The sequence below is a fragment of the Cystobacter fuscus genome (assembly GCF_044360685.1).
Lineage (GTDB): Bacteria > Myxococcota > Myxococcia > Myxococcales > Myxococcaceae > Cystobacter > Cystobacter fuscus_C.
This window is the reverse complement of the sequence record NZ_CP043491.1, coordinates 478,495-493,017: the sequence shown is the minus strand read 5'-3', so window position 1 is coordinate 493,017 and position 14,523 is coordinate 478,495. Positions and strand designations below refer to the sequence as shown.

The window sequence follows — 14,523 nt, the reverse complement described above, 5'->3', positions numbered from 1 at the left end:
CTCCGCCCCTGCGCCGCGCGCTATGCTCGGCCCCCACATGGCACCCCGCATTGGCTCGCTCTGGGACTCGGTTGGAAACACGCCGCTGCTGCGCATCGGCTCGCTCTCGCGCCTCACCGGCTGTGACGTCCTCGGCAAGGCCGAGTTCATGAACCCCGGCGGCAGCATCAAGGACCGCGCCGCCAAGGGGATGATCCGCCGGGCCGAAGAGGAAGGGCGCCTGACTCCGGGCAGCACGATCATCGAGGGCACCGCCGGCAACACGGGCATCGGGCTGGGGCTGCTCGGCCGCGAGCGGGGCTACCGCGTCGCCGTCACCATGCCCGACAACCAGGTGCGCGAGAAGTACGAGTACCTGGAGGCCATGGGCGTGGAGGTCATCAAGGTCCCCGCGGTGCCCTTCTCCAACCCCTCGCACTTCTACCACCGCGCCCGCGCGCTCGCCGAGGAGCGCGGCTGGGTGTGGATGAACCAGTTCGAGAACACCGCCAACGGTGACTTCCACTACGAGACCACCGGGCCCGAGCTGTGGGAGCAGTGCGAGGGCCGCGTGGACGTGCTCGTCTGCTCCGTGGGCAGCGGCGGCACCCTCTCCGGCGTGAGCCGCTACCTCAAGGAGAAGAACCCCGCCCTGCGCGTGGTGCTGGTGGACCCGCACGGCTCGGGGCTCTACTGCCAGGTGCGCGAGGGGAAGATGGAGGGCTCGGGCAGCTCCATCACCGAGGGCATCGGCATCATGCGCCTCACGGAGAACTTCCGCCGCGCGCGGGTGGATGAGGCGATGCGCCTGTCGGATCAGCTGATGCTCGAGATGCTCTACCACCTGGCCCGCGAGGACGCGCTGGTGGTGGGCACCTCCGCGGCCCTCAACGTGCGCGCGGCCTACGAGGTGGCCCGGCGGCACCTCGGCGAGCGGCTGCGCATCGTCACCCTGCTGTGTGATCACGGCAGCCGCTACAGCTCGAAGATCTTCAACCCGGACTTCCTCGCCTCCAAGCAGCTCGAGGTGAAGCCCCTGCCCCCTCCCGACGCCCCACTCTGAAGACGCGGCGGGTGCTCGCGAGGAATCCCTCTCATGGGTGCTCGCCCGGATGCTGGACGAGCCACGGAGCGTGAAGCCAGGATGGGTGAATCCCGGAGAATCGGTGGAACTGTTCAAGCACCACCGATTCTGTCAGGATGGCTCCTCGCCCCCCCCTTCCCCAGGTATGATGGACCCCGGTCACAAAACGTCCCCGTCCGAGATGGCGGAAACCGAGGCGGAAGCATCCAGCCCGGAAGGACGCAAGGTCCTCGTGGTCGATGACTACGATGATGCCCGGGAGATGTACGCCGAGTACCTCGAGTATCTGGGCTACGAGGTGCAGACGGCTCGCGATGGACAGGAAGCAGTCGAGCGCGCGCGCGAGTCCCACCCCGACGTCATCCTGATGGACCTGTCGCTGCCCGTGCTCAGTGGCTGGGACGCCACGCAGCAACTCAAGACCGACGAGGCGACCCGCGACATCCCCGTGATGGCGCTCACCGGCCACGTCTTCGAGCCCTCGTCGGAGCGGGCCCGGGAAGTCGGCTGTGATGCCTTCGTCACCAAGCCCGCCCTGCCCGACACGGTCGCCAGTCACATCCAGGCGCTCCTGAAGAAGGCGGGCAGCAAACCGCCCTCCCGGTGAATCCGTCCGCGCACCAACCCCCGGGTGCTCGCCCCCGCGACGACTGGCAACCGCCCTCCGAGGTCGATGAGTACCGGCTCCTGCGCCTGCTGGGCCAGGGACGCACCGGGCGCGTCTACCTCGCCCAGGACACGCTGCTGGAGCGCACGGTCGCGCTGAAGTTCATCCCGGTGCTCGACGCGGACGCCCTGCCACGCTTCCTCATCGAGGCACGCGCCGCCGCCCGCATCCAGCATCCCAACGTCGCCACCCTCTACCGCGCCGGTCAGTTCGAGGGGCACCCCTACCTCGTCTCCGAGTACATCCGGGGCACGGGCCTGGACCGGCTGCCCCGCCCCCTGCCCTGGCGGCGCGTGCTGGAGATCGGCGTGGGGCTGGCGCGCGGGCTCGCCGCCGCGCACCGCCGCAACGTCCTGCACCGCGACATCAAACCCGGCAACGCCATCCTCGAGGAGTCCGGCACGGTGAAGCTGCTGGACTTCGGCCTGGCCAAGCTCCTCGACGCGCCCGGGGCGCTGCCGTCCGCGGCCGACGACGGTCCGGGGGAAGCGCTTCCCGCCCAGGCTCCGCCCGGGCTCGAGCTGCCCTCGCTCACCCGGGGCGCGCTCGTGGGCACGCCCTACTTCATGTCCCCCGAGGCCTGGGCACGCGAGCCCGTCTCGGCCCGCGCGGATCTCTTCTCCCTGGGCGCGGTGCTCTACGAGCTCGCCGCCGGACAGGGCCCCTTCCGCCACGTGCCCCCCCGGGAGCTGGCCCGCGCCGTCCGGGAGCAGGACGCACGCCCCCTGCACCTGGCCCACCCGGACGTGGACACGCGCCTGGCCGCGGTGGTGGACCGCTGTCTGCGCCGCGACCCGCTCGAGCGCTTCGCCTCCGCCGACGCGCTGCTGGAGGCGCTCGAGGACGTGCGCACCGGCGACACCGCCCCGCGCGTGCCCGAGGGCAATCCCTACCGCGGCCTCAACGCCTTCCAGGAAGAGCACCGGGCGCTGTTCTTCGGCCGCCAGCGAGAGGTGCGCGCCGTGGTGGAGCGGCTGCGCGCCAGTGCCTTCGTGCTCGTCACCGGCGACTCCGGCGTGGGCAAGTCCTCGCTGTGTCTGGCGGGCGTCGTTCCGCGCGTCGTCGAGGGCGCGCTGGAGGATGGCTACACCTGGCGCCCGGCGCGGATGGTGCCCGGACGCCGCCCCATCTCCCTGCTGGCCGCCGCGCTCGCCCCGCATTTTCCCCTCGAGGAGGCGCGCATCGAGCAGCTCGCCCGCGAGGAGCCCACCGCGCTGGTGCGGGCCCTGCGCGCCTCGCTCGGGGAGAACACCCGCCAGGGCCTCTTGCTGCACGTGGATCAGCTCGAGGAGCTGGTGACGCTCAGCGAGCCCGGGGAGGCGCAGCTCCTGGCGGAGCTGCTCGCGCAGTTCGCCTCGGGCGTGGCCGGGGTGCGCCTGCTCGCCACGGTGCGCAGTGACTTCCTCACCCGGCTGGGCGTGCTGCCGGGCCTGGGCGAGGCGCTCTCGCGGGCCCTCTACCTGCTGCGGCCCCTGGGCCGCGCCGAGGTGCGCGAGGTGGTGACGGGCCCCGCCCGCATCAAGGGCGCGCGCTTCGAGTCCGAGGCCCTCATCGACGCGCTGGTGGACTCCACCCTGAGCGCCGAGGGCGGACTGCCGCTGCTCCAGTTCACCCTGGCGGAGCTGTGGGAGGCGAGGGACGCGGCCCGGGGCCTCATCTCCGCCTCGGCGCTGGAGGCGCTGGGGGGCGTGAGTGGGGCGCTCGCGCGCTACGCCGACGGCATCATCGCCCAGTTGCTGCCGGACCAGCAGGTGGCGGCGCGGCGGCTGCTCATGCGGCTCGTCACGGTGGACAACACCCGCGCCCGCCGCTCCGAGGCCGAGCTGCTGGGCCAGGAGCCCGCCGCGCCCGCCGCGCTGGAGGCCCTCATCCGCGCACGGCTGGTGGTGGCCCGCCGCTCCGAGGAGGGCGCCTCCTTCGACATCGCCCACGAGGCGCTGCTCACCGGCTGGCCCACGCTCGCCCACTGGCTCGCCGAGGCCCACGAGGCGCGCCAGCTCCACGCCCGGCTCGAGCGCGCCGCCGCCGAGTGGGAGCGGTTGGGCCGTCCCCGCGAGGCCCTGTGGGGTGCCCGGCACCTCGCCGAGCTCCAGGCCCACCCCCAGGAGGCGCTGTCCGCCCGAGAGACGGCTTTCCTCGACGCCTCGCGCGGGGCCCTGCGCCGGGGCAAGCTGCTCACGCGCGCCCTCGTCGTGGGCTTCGTCGCCTCCCTCGCGCTCGTGTACGCGGGGCTGCGGGTGAACGCCTGGTACACCCTGGAGCGCCATGTGCGCGCGCGCCTGGGCGAGGCCCGCCCCCTGCTGGAGCAAGCCCGCGAACGACAGCGCGCCCTGGAGCGCACCCGGGCGGAGGCCTTCGCCCTCTTCGACGCGGGCAGGCTGGAGGACGCCTCGGCGCGCTGGGCCGAGGCGCTGCGGCTGTCGCGCGATACGGAGCGGGACTACCTGCACGCCAGCGAGGCGATGGAGAAGGCCCTGGTGCTGGCGCCGGACCGGGAGGAGGTGCGCGAGGCCTTCGCCGACGTGCTCGCCGAGCGCGCGCTGCTCGCCGAGCGCGCCTTCCACCCCGGAGACCGGGACGAGTTGCTGCAACGGCTGAGCCTCTATGACACCTCGGGCACCCGGATGGCGCGCTGGAACGCGCCCATGCGCCTGAGCGTGCACACCCGGCCCGCGGGGGCCACGGTGACGCTGGCCCGGTACACGCTCGTGGACGACCAGTACGTCCCCACCCCGGTGCCCTCCCCCGGCCCGACCCCATTGGAGGAACTGGCCCTGGAGCGCGGCTCGTGGCTCGTGGAAGTGCGCGCGCCCGGCCATGCCCCGGTGCGCTACCCCTTGCGTGCCGAGCCGGGCACGGCGCGCGTCCTGGAGCTGGTACTCCCCGAGGAGCGCCAGGTGCCCCCGGGCTTCGTCTACGTGCCCCGGGGCACCTTCCTCTTCGGCACCGCCGAGCAGGAGAGCATCCGCCGCTTCTTCAACACCACGCCGCTGCACGCCGTGGAGACGGGCCCCTACCTCATCTCCCGCACCGAGGTGACCTATGGGGAGTACCTCGAGTGGCTGGAGACGCTGCCGCCCGAGCGCTTCGCCCGCCATGTGCCGCATGGGGCCTCGGCGACGTCGGTGAACGCCGAGGTGAAGCTGACGCGCTCGCCGGAGGGCCGGTGGAGCCTGCGCATCATGCCCAACGTGGTGGCCTACGAGGCGCGCGAGGGCGAGCCCATCCGCTACACCTCGCGCCCCCGCGACGTGGAGCAGGACTGGCGGCGCATGCCGGTGGGGGCCATCGACTACGAGGATGCCCGGGCCTACGCCGCCTGGGTGGCGAGCACGGGCCGGGTGCCCGGGGCGCGGTTGTGCACCGAGTGGGAGTGGGAGCGCGCCGCCCGCGGTGCCGACGAGCGCGAGTTCCCCCAGGGCGACGTGCTCCTGCCGCACCAGGCCAACTTCGACGAGACCTACGGCAAGGTGGGCGCCAACTTCGGCCCGGACGAGGTGGGCCGGCATCCCGGCTCACGCAGCCCCTTCGGGCTGGACGATATGTCGGGCAATGTCTGGGAATGGGCCGACTCGGTGCTGACGCCCGGCCGCCCGGTGGCTCGCGGGGGGAGCTACTACTACGCCTCCAGCACCGCCCGGATCACCAACCGCGAGTCCCCCGAGCCCAACTTCAGGGATTTGAGCGTGGGCCTGCGTTTGTGCGCGTCGGCTCCACCCGGAGTGCAATGACAGCCAAGCGACAGTTGTGGCGTCCAATCGGCGACGCCTCACTTGTCGTTGAGTCCACGGATGGCTTCCCTATTGCCCGTCCATTGGACACTCCCTCCCTCCTCCCGAGGACATTCATGCGTTCCCTCCCGACCTCCTCCTGGCTCCTTGGAGCCTTGCTGCTGGGCGCCTGCGCGGGCCCCATCGAGCCCGACAGCAACCCGGACGCCGAGCTGGCCATTGCCGCGGATCCGCTCCAGGCGGAGAACGGCGGCAACCTCAACGGCGGCAACCTCAACGGCGGCAACCTCAACGGCAACGACCTGTCCAACTTCGTCGTCAGCGTGAACTTCAATCCGGCGCGCAAGAACGACTACACGGTGGACAACGTGTGGCTCCAGGGCACCACCTTCTATGGCTATGAGAAAGGCCAGGTCATCCGTGACCGGGAGTTCACCGGCGTGGAATTCCGGGGCAACCTGGGTGACGGAGAGGGCGGCACCGTGCGCATGCGCATCGCCGGGATGAACCAGGCGCCGGCGCCCAACTCGGACATCACGCTCTACAGCGTGCAGTACTTCGACACCACGGACTACGCCTGGAAGCCGGCCTGCCGCGACGCCGCGGGCACCGTCGTGCAAGCCATTCCCATCGCGGGCGTGTGGAACTATCAGCAGGACGTGCCCGGCGGCGGCTCGAAATACAGCGACCCCGAGCGCTTCACCTTCGCGTGTCTCGGCGGCGCCATCGCCAAGTGCACGCTGTGGGGCTACCGGCCCTGGGCCAGCTACAACGGCACCCCGCTCGAGCAGTACCACCAGGCCTGCACCCGCCTGGTGCGCGCGGACTACTGCGGCAATGGCAAGACCTACACGGTCCCCGGCAACCGCATCAACCTCTACGATCCCCTCGGCATCCAGCAGGACACCGAGGGCTGGTTCTTCGAGGCGGCGTGGGACGTGAACGGCGCGAAGTGCTTCTACGCGCTCAACCGTACCCACTCGTCGCTGCCCTGCTTCAGCTCCCGGCAGGACCTGCTGTGCGGAGTGGACCTGGGCTCGAGCAACATGGGCATGCTGCTGGCCAACGAGACGCCCGGCACCCTGGGCATGGATCCGGGCTGGTAGCCCACCCGGACCCGGACGCGCTCAATCACAGTCGTACTTGAAGTCGCGGCGCACGGGGCCGTCGTCCAGCCCCGGCGTCCCCGAGTACTCCTCGTGCACGAGCCGTCCCTGGGCATCGCGCTCGTGGGTGCGCCGGGCATCCACGACGCCGTCCCCGTTGCCATCCCACTCATCGAGCCAGACGATCTTCGTGCCACAGATGTACGTGAGCCGGCGGGTGGTGCGCAGGTGGGTGGTCACATCCGGGGAGCCAGGATGATCCCCCGACGGTCTGGTGGTGTCCTTGCCGAGCCGCTCGAGCAGCAGCAGGCCCGAGGCGTCGTAGTAGAAGGTCCTGACGAGCTCGTGCTCGTAGACGTCCCCGCCGTCCTGCTCCCAGAGCCGGAACAGACGGCCAGCCGAGTCGTGGGAGTAGACGGTGTGCCGCTGCCCCCCGGCACCGCCCTCCTGCTCGTCCACGATGTAGCCGCGGTCATCGTATTGCGTCGTGACGCCCCAGATCGCGGTCTCCCAGCTGTCCTCGCGCAGCTTGCCATTGGGCCAGTAGGTGAAGGTCTCGCACCGGGCGACGTCCCGTTGACAGTTGGGCTCGCTGTCGATGGCCACCAACTGCCCCGCCGCGTTGTAGCGGTAGAAGATGGGCGTGTTGCGGTCGCTCGCGGGCAGGCGGTCGATGCGCTGAAGCCGACCGTCCTCCTCACGGACATACTGGTACACCACGGTCTCCCGGGACGAGGCCGTTTCGGTGCGCTTCTGGAGCCTGCCCTCCGCGTCGTAGACCCAGTCGACCTGCGTCCAGGAACCATTGGGCGCGAGAGACTCGATGCGGCGGAACGTCTCGCGGCCGTTCTCCCAGGTGTGCTGCTCGAGCGAGTCCGATCGATGGGGCTGGTTGGAGGTGCGCAACTCCAGCAGGCGGCTGTCGGCGTCGTAGCGGGCCACCTCGCGGTGGCCGTCCTGGAAGACCGAGGTGCCCTCGCAGGCCGTGGCGCGCTGGGGCGGAACGCTCCCCGTCCACGGTACGCAGGCCACGGGCTTCAGGGTGGGCTCACCCTCCAGGCCCGCCTTCACGGGTGGGACATTGGCCGGTGGCGGGGGCAGGGGCTGCACCTCGGGCACGGTGGGCTGCGGCGAGGGCGTCTCCGGCGTGTCCGACGGCGTCTCGCCCGTGGGAGGCTGAGGGTTGTTCGGCGTGGGCTCGGAGGGGACGGGTGTGTCCTGCCCGGGAGGCAGCTCCTCGCGCGTCGTTCCACAGCCCACGAGCACCGCACACAATCCCCAACTCAACACTCCCTTGTACCCGCGCATCGCTTGAACCCCCCTCGTTTGACTGACAGGGGACCAAAGTGCGCACTCCAGGAGCAGGCACCAGGAGCCGGAGGAACGCCTGCCTGGTGGGCGGGCACGGAGGAGCCGCGTCAGGCCGATTCCCGTCTCACCCGCACCAGCGCGCGTCCGAAGTTCGTCCCATGGAAGAGGCCCGCGTTTTGAGCTTGCAACTCAACCGCAGAAGTTGGAAGCATGGCCCAACTGCTCGCGTAACTCCGATGAGACGGCTGACGAGCCGCGAGCCGCTGCGAGAAAGCCCCCAAATGAAAACAGCCGGGGCTGCTCACTGGTTCTTGGCGAAGATTGACGCCATTCGCGCCGGGGCGGGACATGACGCCGCCAGATTCGAGGCGCTCTGTAAAGAACCGGCGCTTGCGCGCGAGGCAGCAGAGAAGTTCCCCGATGACCCGCTTTTGTACCAGCAGTTACAGGCCGCGTTGGAGAACGAGATCATTCTCGCGAGATGCGGCATCTTCTTGACCGACCCCCCATTCTGGGACGAACTCTAGTGGGCATGTCCCACGGGGGGTGTTGATTTCGCCTGACAGCGAGAACAGCATCCCGCGCATGCGCTCACTCATGACCTTCCCGCTGTCGCGCATCCTACTCGTAGGGCTCGTGGTGCTGTTCGCACTGGATGGCATCCACCTCGTGGTGACGTTGCTGGGCAAGGCGGACGACAACGCGCTCGATGTCGCGTTGCACCTGGGCACGGTCGGGCTGGCGCTCGGGTTGCTCGGTGCCGCGCTCGCGCTCGCCTGGAAGAGTGATGGCGTCTTCGGCTTCTCGTGGGCCCTGTCCCTGGGCTTGTTGCTGGGGCCCGCGCTGTACGCGGCGGCCCTGTGGGCGGAGAAGCACCCGGAGCACGTCCCAGGCCGGTGGATGCTCGCGCCCTTCGTGGGCTCGGTGGGTTACGTGCTGGGTGGCATCGCGGCGCTGGCGTGGCCATGGCCGTACCTCGCGAGCGCCGTCCTCGCGGCGGCCTGCCTCGTGAGAAGTCCGCGCCGGGCCGGAGCCGTCCAGGCCCTGGTGCTCGTCGGCGCCCTGGCCGTGTGCGTCTGGGGTCAGGGCGTCGCGGACTTCATCGCGGACTGAGAGCGGGCCCAGAACCTGTTCCGGGAGGGAAGGCGGCGTACTACGGGATGATTTCTGGATCGCTTGTAAAAAGCGCATGGAAGAGCGTGGTTTCTGGGGGCTCTCGCGCTCCGGCGAAGAGAGGCACGGGCGTTTCCGCGATCTCCCGAGGAACCGCGCTGAAACCGAATGAGGTTTCAATCATCCTGGCGACGACCTGAGCCGGGAAAGCCATGCTGGGTGGAGGTTGCTCGAAGCTCGCTTTATGACCCCGCAACCGGCCATCGAGGAAAACACACTCCACACCGTACACGAAATAAACAGGCGCCAAGATACTCACACAGCCCACAACAATCCAATCAGACGCAAGCGCCCTCGAACTCCTTGGCGGATAAACAATACAGCGAGGACCACCATCATGCGTTGAATACGTCTCCCCGGTATTGTAATCGGGAAGCTCATTTCTCAACCTGGCCCTGAACGCCTTCCAGGGGCTCATGTTCCCGATCCATTGCGCCCATAACGCGTGACGCCGATTTGATTCAGGGCTCACCTCTGTCGTAAAAAGAAAGTGGTTGCTGGAATCATAATAACTCCGAACGATGGCGAGCAGTTCTTCGCTTGAGGGGATCATGAAAGGCCCAGTCACTCAGTATCCGGGAGCGGGAATGCCAAAAACAACGGGGGTCGTTCCGGGGGCACAGGTCGACATGACTCGCGAGCCAGCGATGGCAGCATTGAGCCTCAAGCCGTATGCCTTTCTCACACTCATGCATAGCGTGTAGAGGGGTGGAGGGGGAGGCTTGGTTATCGCCGAGAGCACTGCGTATGCGGCATCGTTGGCACAGTCCGCTGAGATTCGCTGAGCAAGGGCTGTGGATATAGGTCCGTTTGCGCTGTTCTCGATTGGCATCTCGACGCCAAGAATGCAGAGATATGGCTCTCCTGTGTTTCCGTTGGCAATCCGCGCATGGACACATGCCGCGCGCCATCCGCCCTCGCCGGGCTCCGTGTGTGGTACAATCGTGGTGAACTGGAAGTGCATGGGTTGGATCCGGCCTGTCACGGCTGACACACAACCCGGAGACAGCACGCCCAACGTCAGAAGCGCAGCCAGTTGAACAAGCCGTCCAGGCGTGACCGCTGCACCAGCGACAACGCACCAACGGTTCGTCTTGAATGCAACAAAGGCATTAGTGGCGACCTCTTTTGTCAGAAGAAGCAAAGCCATTTCTCGTCCCCCTCGATGTCGTCCCCCAGGGTGGCCGCGAAGTGTCGAGCGCGTGAAAGCACCGCGTCACCACCACTGCGCGCCAGGACGGGGAGGACATCAGACCACAGCTCGCACGAGCCGTGCCTCATGGAGGCGTCCCAGGTGGGAAGCCACCTCGTAGCACCTACCCCATCGGAAAGACCCGCGCCATCCGCTGTCCCGCGCTCCTCGTTCGCCATGCTCGGCTCCTTACTTGGCCCTATGCAAAAGGCGACGGAGCCTATACCCATACCCTTGGAGCCAAGGGGGCGGCCCTCGAAGGTTCGGTTCCGTCTCGGACATCATCTCCCCGGCATGGAAGGAAGCGGCCCGGCGAGCGCCCGCATCCGCGTCCACATCCGCTCTGCTAACCTCACGGCCCCGCCCACCACTACTCTCCCATGCGCTGCCCGGTCTGCTACCGCCGACTCGCCCCCAGCACCGCCTGTCCGCTCCACGCGGAGCGGCCCCGGCTTCCCCTTGAGGAGGCCGAGCCGCTCGCGCCACCCCAGGTGCCCGGACTCCCGCTCCTCGCGCCCCTGGGCGCTGGAGGCTTCTCCCAGGTCTTCTCCGCCCGCCGGGAGCAGGACGGCACCGAGGTGGCCGTGAAGGTGGCCCTCGCCGCCTCCGCCTCGCCCCGCTTCGCCCACGAGGCCGCCGCCCTGCGCCGCGTGGGGCCCCCCACCGCCCCCGCCCTCCTGGGACAGGGAGAGCTGCCCGGAGGCCGCGCCTTCCTCGTGCTGGAACGTCTGCGGGGACAGACGCTCGCCGCCTGGATGGCCGCGCTCCCCGGCTCCGGCGCCGCCTCGCTCCCCCACGTGCGAGAGCTGCTCTCCGGCCTGTGCACCGCCCTGGAGCACGTCCACGGCCTGGGGCTCGTCCACCGCGACCTCAAGCCCGAGAACCTCTTCCTGCGCGAGGGCGGCGCGCTCAGCCTCCTGGACTTCGGCCTCGCGCGCTTCCTCGACGCCCCGGACGCCAGGGAGTCCGAGCCCTCCGTCCGCCTCACCCGCACCGGCGAGCGGCTCGGCACCCCCTTCTACATGTCGCCCGAGCAGTGCCTCGCCTCGCCCGGCGTGGACACGCGCGCGGACCTCTACGCGCTCGGCGTCCTCCTCTTCGAGCTGCTCACCGGCGCCCCGCCCTTCACCGGCGGGCCGGACGAGGTGCGGCGAGGCCATGTGAGCCTGCGCCCGCCCCTCGCCTCCGAGCGCGCCGCCCTGCCCCGGGCCCTCGACGACGTCCTCCTGCGCTGCCTCGCCAAGGAGCCCGCGGAGCGCTTCGCCTCGGCCTCCGCGCTGCTCGCCGCCTTCGACGCCGCGTGCCTCACCGCGTCCGACAGGCCCACTACGCCCGAGCTTCCCCGGCGCCCCACGCCCTCCCAGGGGGTGCGGCCCGTGGCCCTGCTCGGCGTGGCCGGAGACGTCGAGGCGCCGTGGCTCGCCGCGGCCGTCTCCCCCGAGGGCGGACTGCTCGCGCGCGTCCACCCGGGCCGCTACCTCGTCGCCTTCCCCGAGCACCCCTCGGCCGAGGCGGGACTGCGCGCCGCCCTGCGCGCCGCGCGCCCCCTCTCCCGCGAGCCCGGCATGTCCACCGTGCTCCACCTCGCCCCGCTGCGCGTGCGCCCCGGTGCCTCGCAACTGCGGCTCGCGGGCGAGGCCCTGGACGCGCCCGACACCTGGTGGCCTCGCGAAGGCCTCCTCACCTCCGAGGCCGCGCTCGCGCTCGGAGAGGGCGCCACGGCTCCGGGCCCGGAAGACACCGCCCCCGAGTCCGAGCCCCCGCCCCTGTTCGGCCGTGACGCGCTGCTCGACACCCTGTGCGCGGACGCGGCGCGCGCCTTCTCCGGCCCGGGCCCGGGGCTGACCGTGCTCACCGGCGAGCCGGGACTCGGCAAGACGCGCGTGCTCGACGCGCTCGCCACGCGCCTGGAGACGCAGCCCGGCGTGCGAGTGGTGCGCCTCGCCGCGCCCCCACCCGATTCGGCGCCAGGGGACGCCCTGCTCCACGCGCTGTGGGACGCCCTTGCCCCTCCCCTGCCCTTTCCCGCCCCCACCCGGCGCCAGGCGCTCGCTCGCGCCGTGGCCGAGACCGTGCGCCAGTCCGCCGCCCGGGGGCCGCTGGCCCTGCTGATAGACGACGCGCACCAGGCGGACCCCACCTCCCTGGACGCGCTGGAGGTGGCCACGCTCGCCGCGCCAGACGTGCCCCTGTGGGTGTGCGCCGCGGCGCGTCCCGAGCTGCGTGGCCTGCGTCCGCTGCTGGGCGAGCGCGCCGGGCACCTCGCGCACCAGACGCTGCCGCCGCTCGCGCCCGAGGCCCAGCGCGCGCTCCTGCGCCACCTGCTGCGCCCCGCCGAGTTCATCCCCGAGCCGGTGCTCGCCCGCCTGGAGCAACTGACGCAAGGCGTGCCCCTGTCCCTGGTGGAGGTGGCGCGGGCGCTGCGTACCTCGGGCGCACTGCGCGCCACGGCGGACGGCGAGGGCTACGTGGCCGCGGACGAGCTGCTCCACATCTCGGTGACGCCCCTCTTCGAGCGGCTCGCGGCGCGCGCGCTGGCGGTGCTGCCCGAGGCGCACCAGGGCCTGGCGCGGCTGTGCGCGGTGCTCGGCCAGGAGGTGACGGTGGCGCGGGTGGACGCGGCCCAACGGCACCTGGAGAAGAAGGAGGACACCGCGCGCATGGCGGGCCTGGACGCGGGCACGGGGCTCGCGCGGTTGGAGCGCGCGGGTCTGCTGCGCGCGGTGGGGCCCGGGCGCTATGCCTTCCGCCAGCCCCAGTTGCGCGAGGCGCTCGAGCGGGCGCTGCCTCCCACCTGGCGCCGCTCCCTGCACCTGGCGGCCCTGCGCGCGCTCCCGGAAGGAGACACGGAGCCGCGCGCGCGTGCACGCCATGCCGCGGCCAGTGGCGCGCACGAGGAAGCCTTCGCCGCCTGGTTCGCGCTCGGCGAGGCCGCGCGGCGCGCCCACCGTCACGTGGAGGCCGAGCAGGACTACACCCACGCGCTCGCGCAGCTCCCCGAGGGGGACCGGGAGCGCCGGGCGCGGGTGCTGGCCGGCCGGGGCCGGGTGCGCTACCGCACCCACCGCTTCCACGAGGCGCTGGCGGATCTGGGACAGGCACGCGCGCTGGCCCGGGCCCTGGGGAACACGGCCCTGGAGGTGGACCTGCTCCTGGAGGAGGCCACGCTCGTGGACTGGCTGGAGGACGCCGAGGGCTCGGCGGCGCGCACCCACGAGGCGTTGGAGAAGGCCGAGGCGCTGGATGATCCGCGGCTGTCGGTGCGCTGCTCGCTGGCGCGCGCGCGGCAGTCCTGGCGGGAGGGGGACTGGGCGCGCGCCACGCGGCTGCTCACCGCCACGGTGGAGGCGGCCACGCTCGCGCGGGACACGGAGACGCGCATCATCGCGCTGATGATGCAGGGCACGGGGCTCGCGCTCGACGGGCAGGAAGCCCCCGCCTCCGCGGCCTTCGACGAGGCGCTCGCGCTGAGCCAGCGCGAGGGGGACGCGCTGCACCGGGCCGCGACCCTCATCAACCGCACCTTCCTGTGGCGCCTGCGCGGGGACCTCCAGGGCACCGAGAGCGATCTGCGCGAGGCCATCGCCCTGGGGCGCGAGCTGGGGCATGCGCAGGTGGAGCGCTGGAGCGTGGGGCAGCTCGCCGAGTGCCTGCACTGGATGGGGCGCGACGCGGAGGCGCTGGGGCTCGCGCGGCGGGCGCACGAGCTGGGGGTGCGCTTCTTCGGGGCGCACCCGGTGGCGGTGGACGCGGTGTTGCTCGCGCGCGTGGCCCTGGCGCTGGGGAATGCGCGGGAGGCGCGCGCGCTGCTCGACTGGCTCGACGCCCACTGCGCGCCGGAGCGGACCCCGCCCAACACCCGGGCCCTCTGGCGTCTGGTGGCACTGCGCGTGGCGGAGGCGGAGTCCGGCACCCGCGACGCCGCCGCCTGGCGCGCGCTCGCGGACGAGGCGGCGCCGGACACCTCGGGCGATGAGCACACGGAGGTGCTGCACCAGGCCGCCCTCGCCGCGTGGGAGGCCGGCGCCTGGGACGAGGCCCGGCAGTGGCTCGTCCGCGCGCGCGACACCGCCCGGGCTTCCCCCCTGTGGCGCTCGCGGCTGGACGCGCTCACTGTGGACTGGGAGGCAACACCCACGCCCGAGACCCGTGGCCTCCCCGGCAACAGCCCTTCGCCCCTCCCGCTTTCTCCAAGGTGAACACCCGGCCCTCCGGCTGGTCCACCTCCTGCATCCGAGGCCGAACATGAATTTCTCGCGAGTCCCATCCTTCCAGAAGCC

The 14,523-nt window shown here is 71.2% G+C and carries 8 protein-coding genes; 7 read left to right on the top strand and 1 reads right to left on the bottom strand.

The annotated features are described in order from the left end of the window. Positions 1-37: 37 nt before the first annotated feature. The 4 genes from F0U63_RS02005 to F0U63_RS01990 all read left to right on the top strand — a co-directional run bounded on the left by F0U63_RS02005 (position 38) and on the right by F0U63_RS01990 (position 6,567). A complete protein-coding gene (locus F0U63_RS02005; protein ID WP_395843094.1) occupies positions 38-1,042 on the top strand; it encodes a cysteine synthase A in 1,005 nt (334 codons plus the stop codon). 202 nt (positions 1,043-1,244) lie between these two features. After that, on the top strand, positions 1,245-1,670 hold the full coding sequence (locus F0U63_RS02000) for a response regulator (protein ID WP_395843092.1): 426 nt from the start codon (positions 1,245-1,247) through the stop codon (positions 1,668-1,670). Continuing rightward, the gene (locus F0U63_RS01995) at positions 1,667-5,461 is read left to right on the top strand and encodes an SUMF1/EgtB/PvdO family nonheme iron enzyme (RefSeq protein WP_395843090.1); all 3,795 of its coding nucleotides are present in this window, start codon (positions 1,667-1,669) and stop codon (positions 5,459-5,461) included. Before F0U63_RS02000 ends, F0U63_RS01995 begins: the two co-directional genes overlap by 4 nt. A 116-nt stretch (positions 5,462-5,577) precedes the next feature. Beyond that, positions 5,578-6,567, top strand: coding sequence for an ADYC domain-containing protein (locus tag F0U63_RS01990; RefSeq protein ID WP_395843088.1), 990 nt, complete (start codon positions 5,578-5,580; stop codon positions 6,565-6,567). Positions 6,568-6,588: 21 nt separating this feature from the next. Here F0U63_RS01990 and F0U63_RS01985 read toward each other — a convergent pair whose 3' ends face one another. Then, positions 6,589-7,875 carry a hypothetical protein gene (locus F0U63_RS01985; RefSeq protein ID WP_395843086.1) on the bottom strand — a complete coding sequence of 429 codons (1,287 nt, stop codon included), beginning with the start codon at positions 7,873-7,875 and terminating at the stop codon, positions 6,589-6,591. 161 nt (positions 7,876-8,036) lie between these two features. On the opposite strand from F0U63_RS01985, the gene F0U63_RS01980 reads away from it, so the two are divergent. The 3 genes from F0U63_RS01980 to F0U63_RS01970 all read left to right on the top strand — a co-directional run bounded on the left by F0U63_RS01980 (position 8,037) and on the right by F0U63_RS01970 (position 14,442). After that, positions 8,037-8,405 (top strand): hypothetical protein, encoded by a 369-nt coding sequence (locus tag F0U63_RS01980; protein ID WP_395843084.1) that lies wholly within the window; start codon positions 8,037-8,039, stop codon positions 8,403-8,405. Between the two features lie 58 nt (positions 8,406-8,463). Continuing rightward, the gene (locus F0U63_RS01975) at positions 8,464-8,991 is read left to right on the top strand and encodes a hypothetical protein (RefSeq protein ID WP_395843082.1); all 528 of its coding nucleotides are present in this window, start codon (positions 8,464-8,466) and stop codon (positions 8,989-8,991) included. A gap of 1,632 nt (positions 8,992-10,623) precedes the next feature. Further along, positions 10,624-14,442, top strand: coding sequence for a serine/threonine-protein kinase PknK (locus tag F0U63_RS01970; protein ID WP_395843080.1), 3,819 nt, complete (start codon positions 10,624-10,626; stop codon positions 14,440-14,442). The last annotated feature ends 81 nt before the right edge of the window (positions 14,443-14,523 follow it).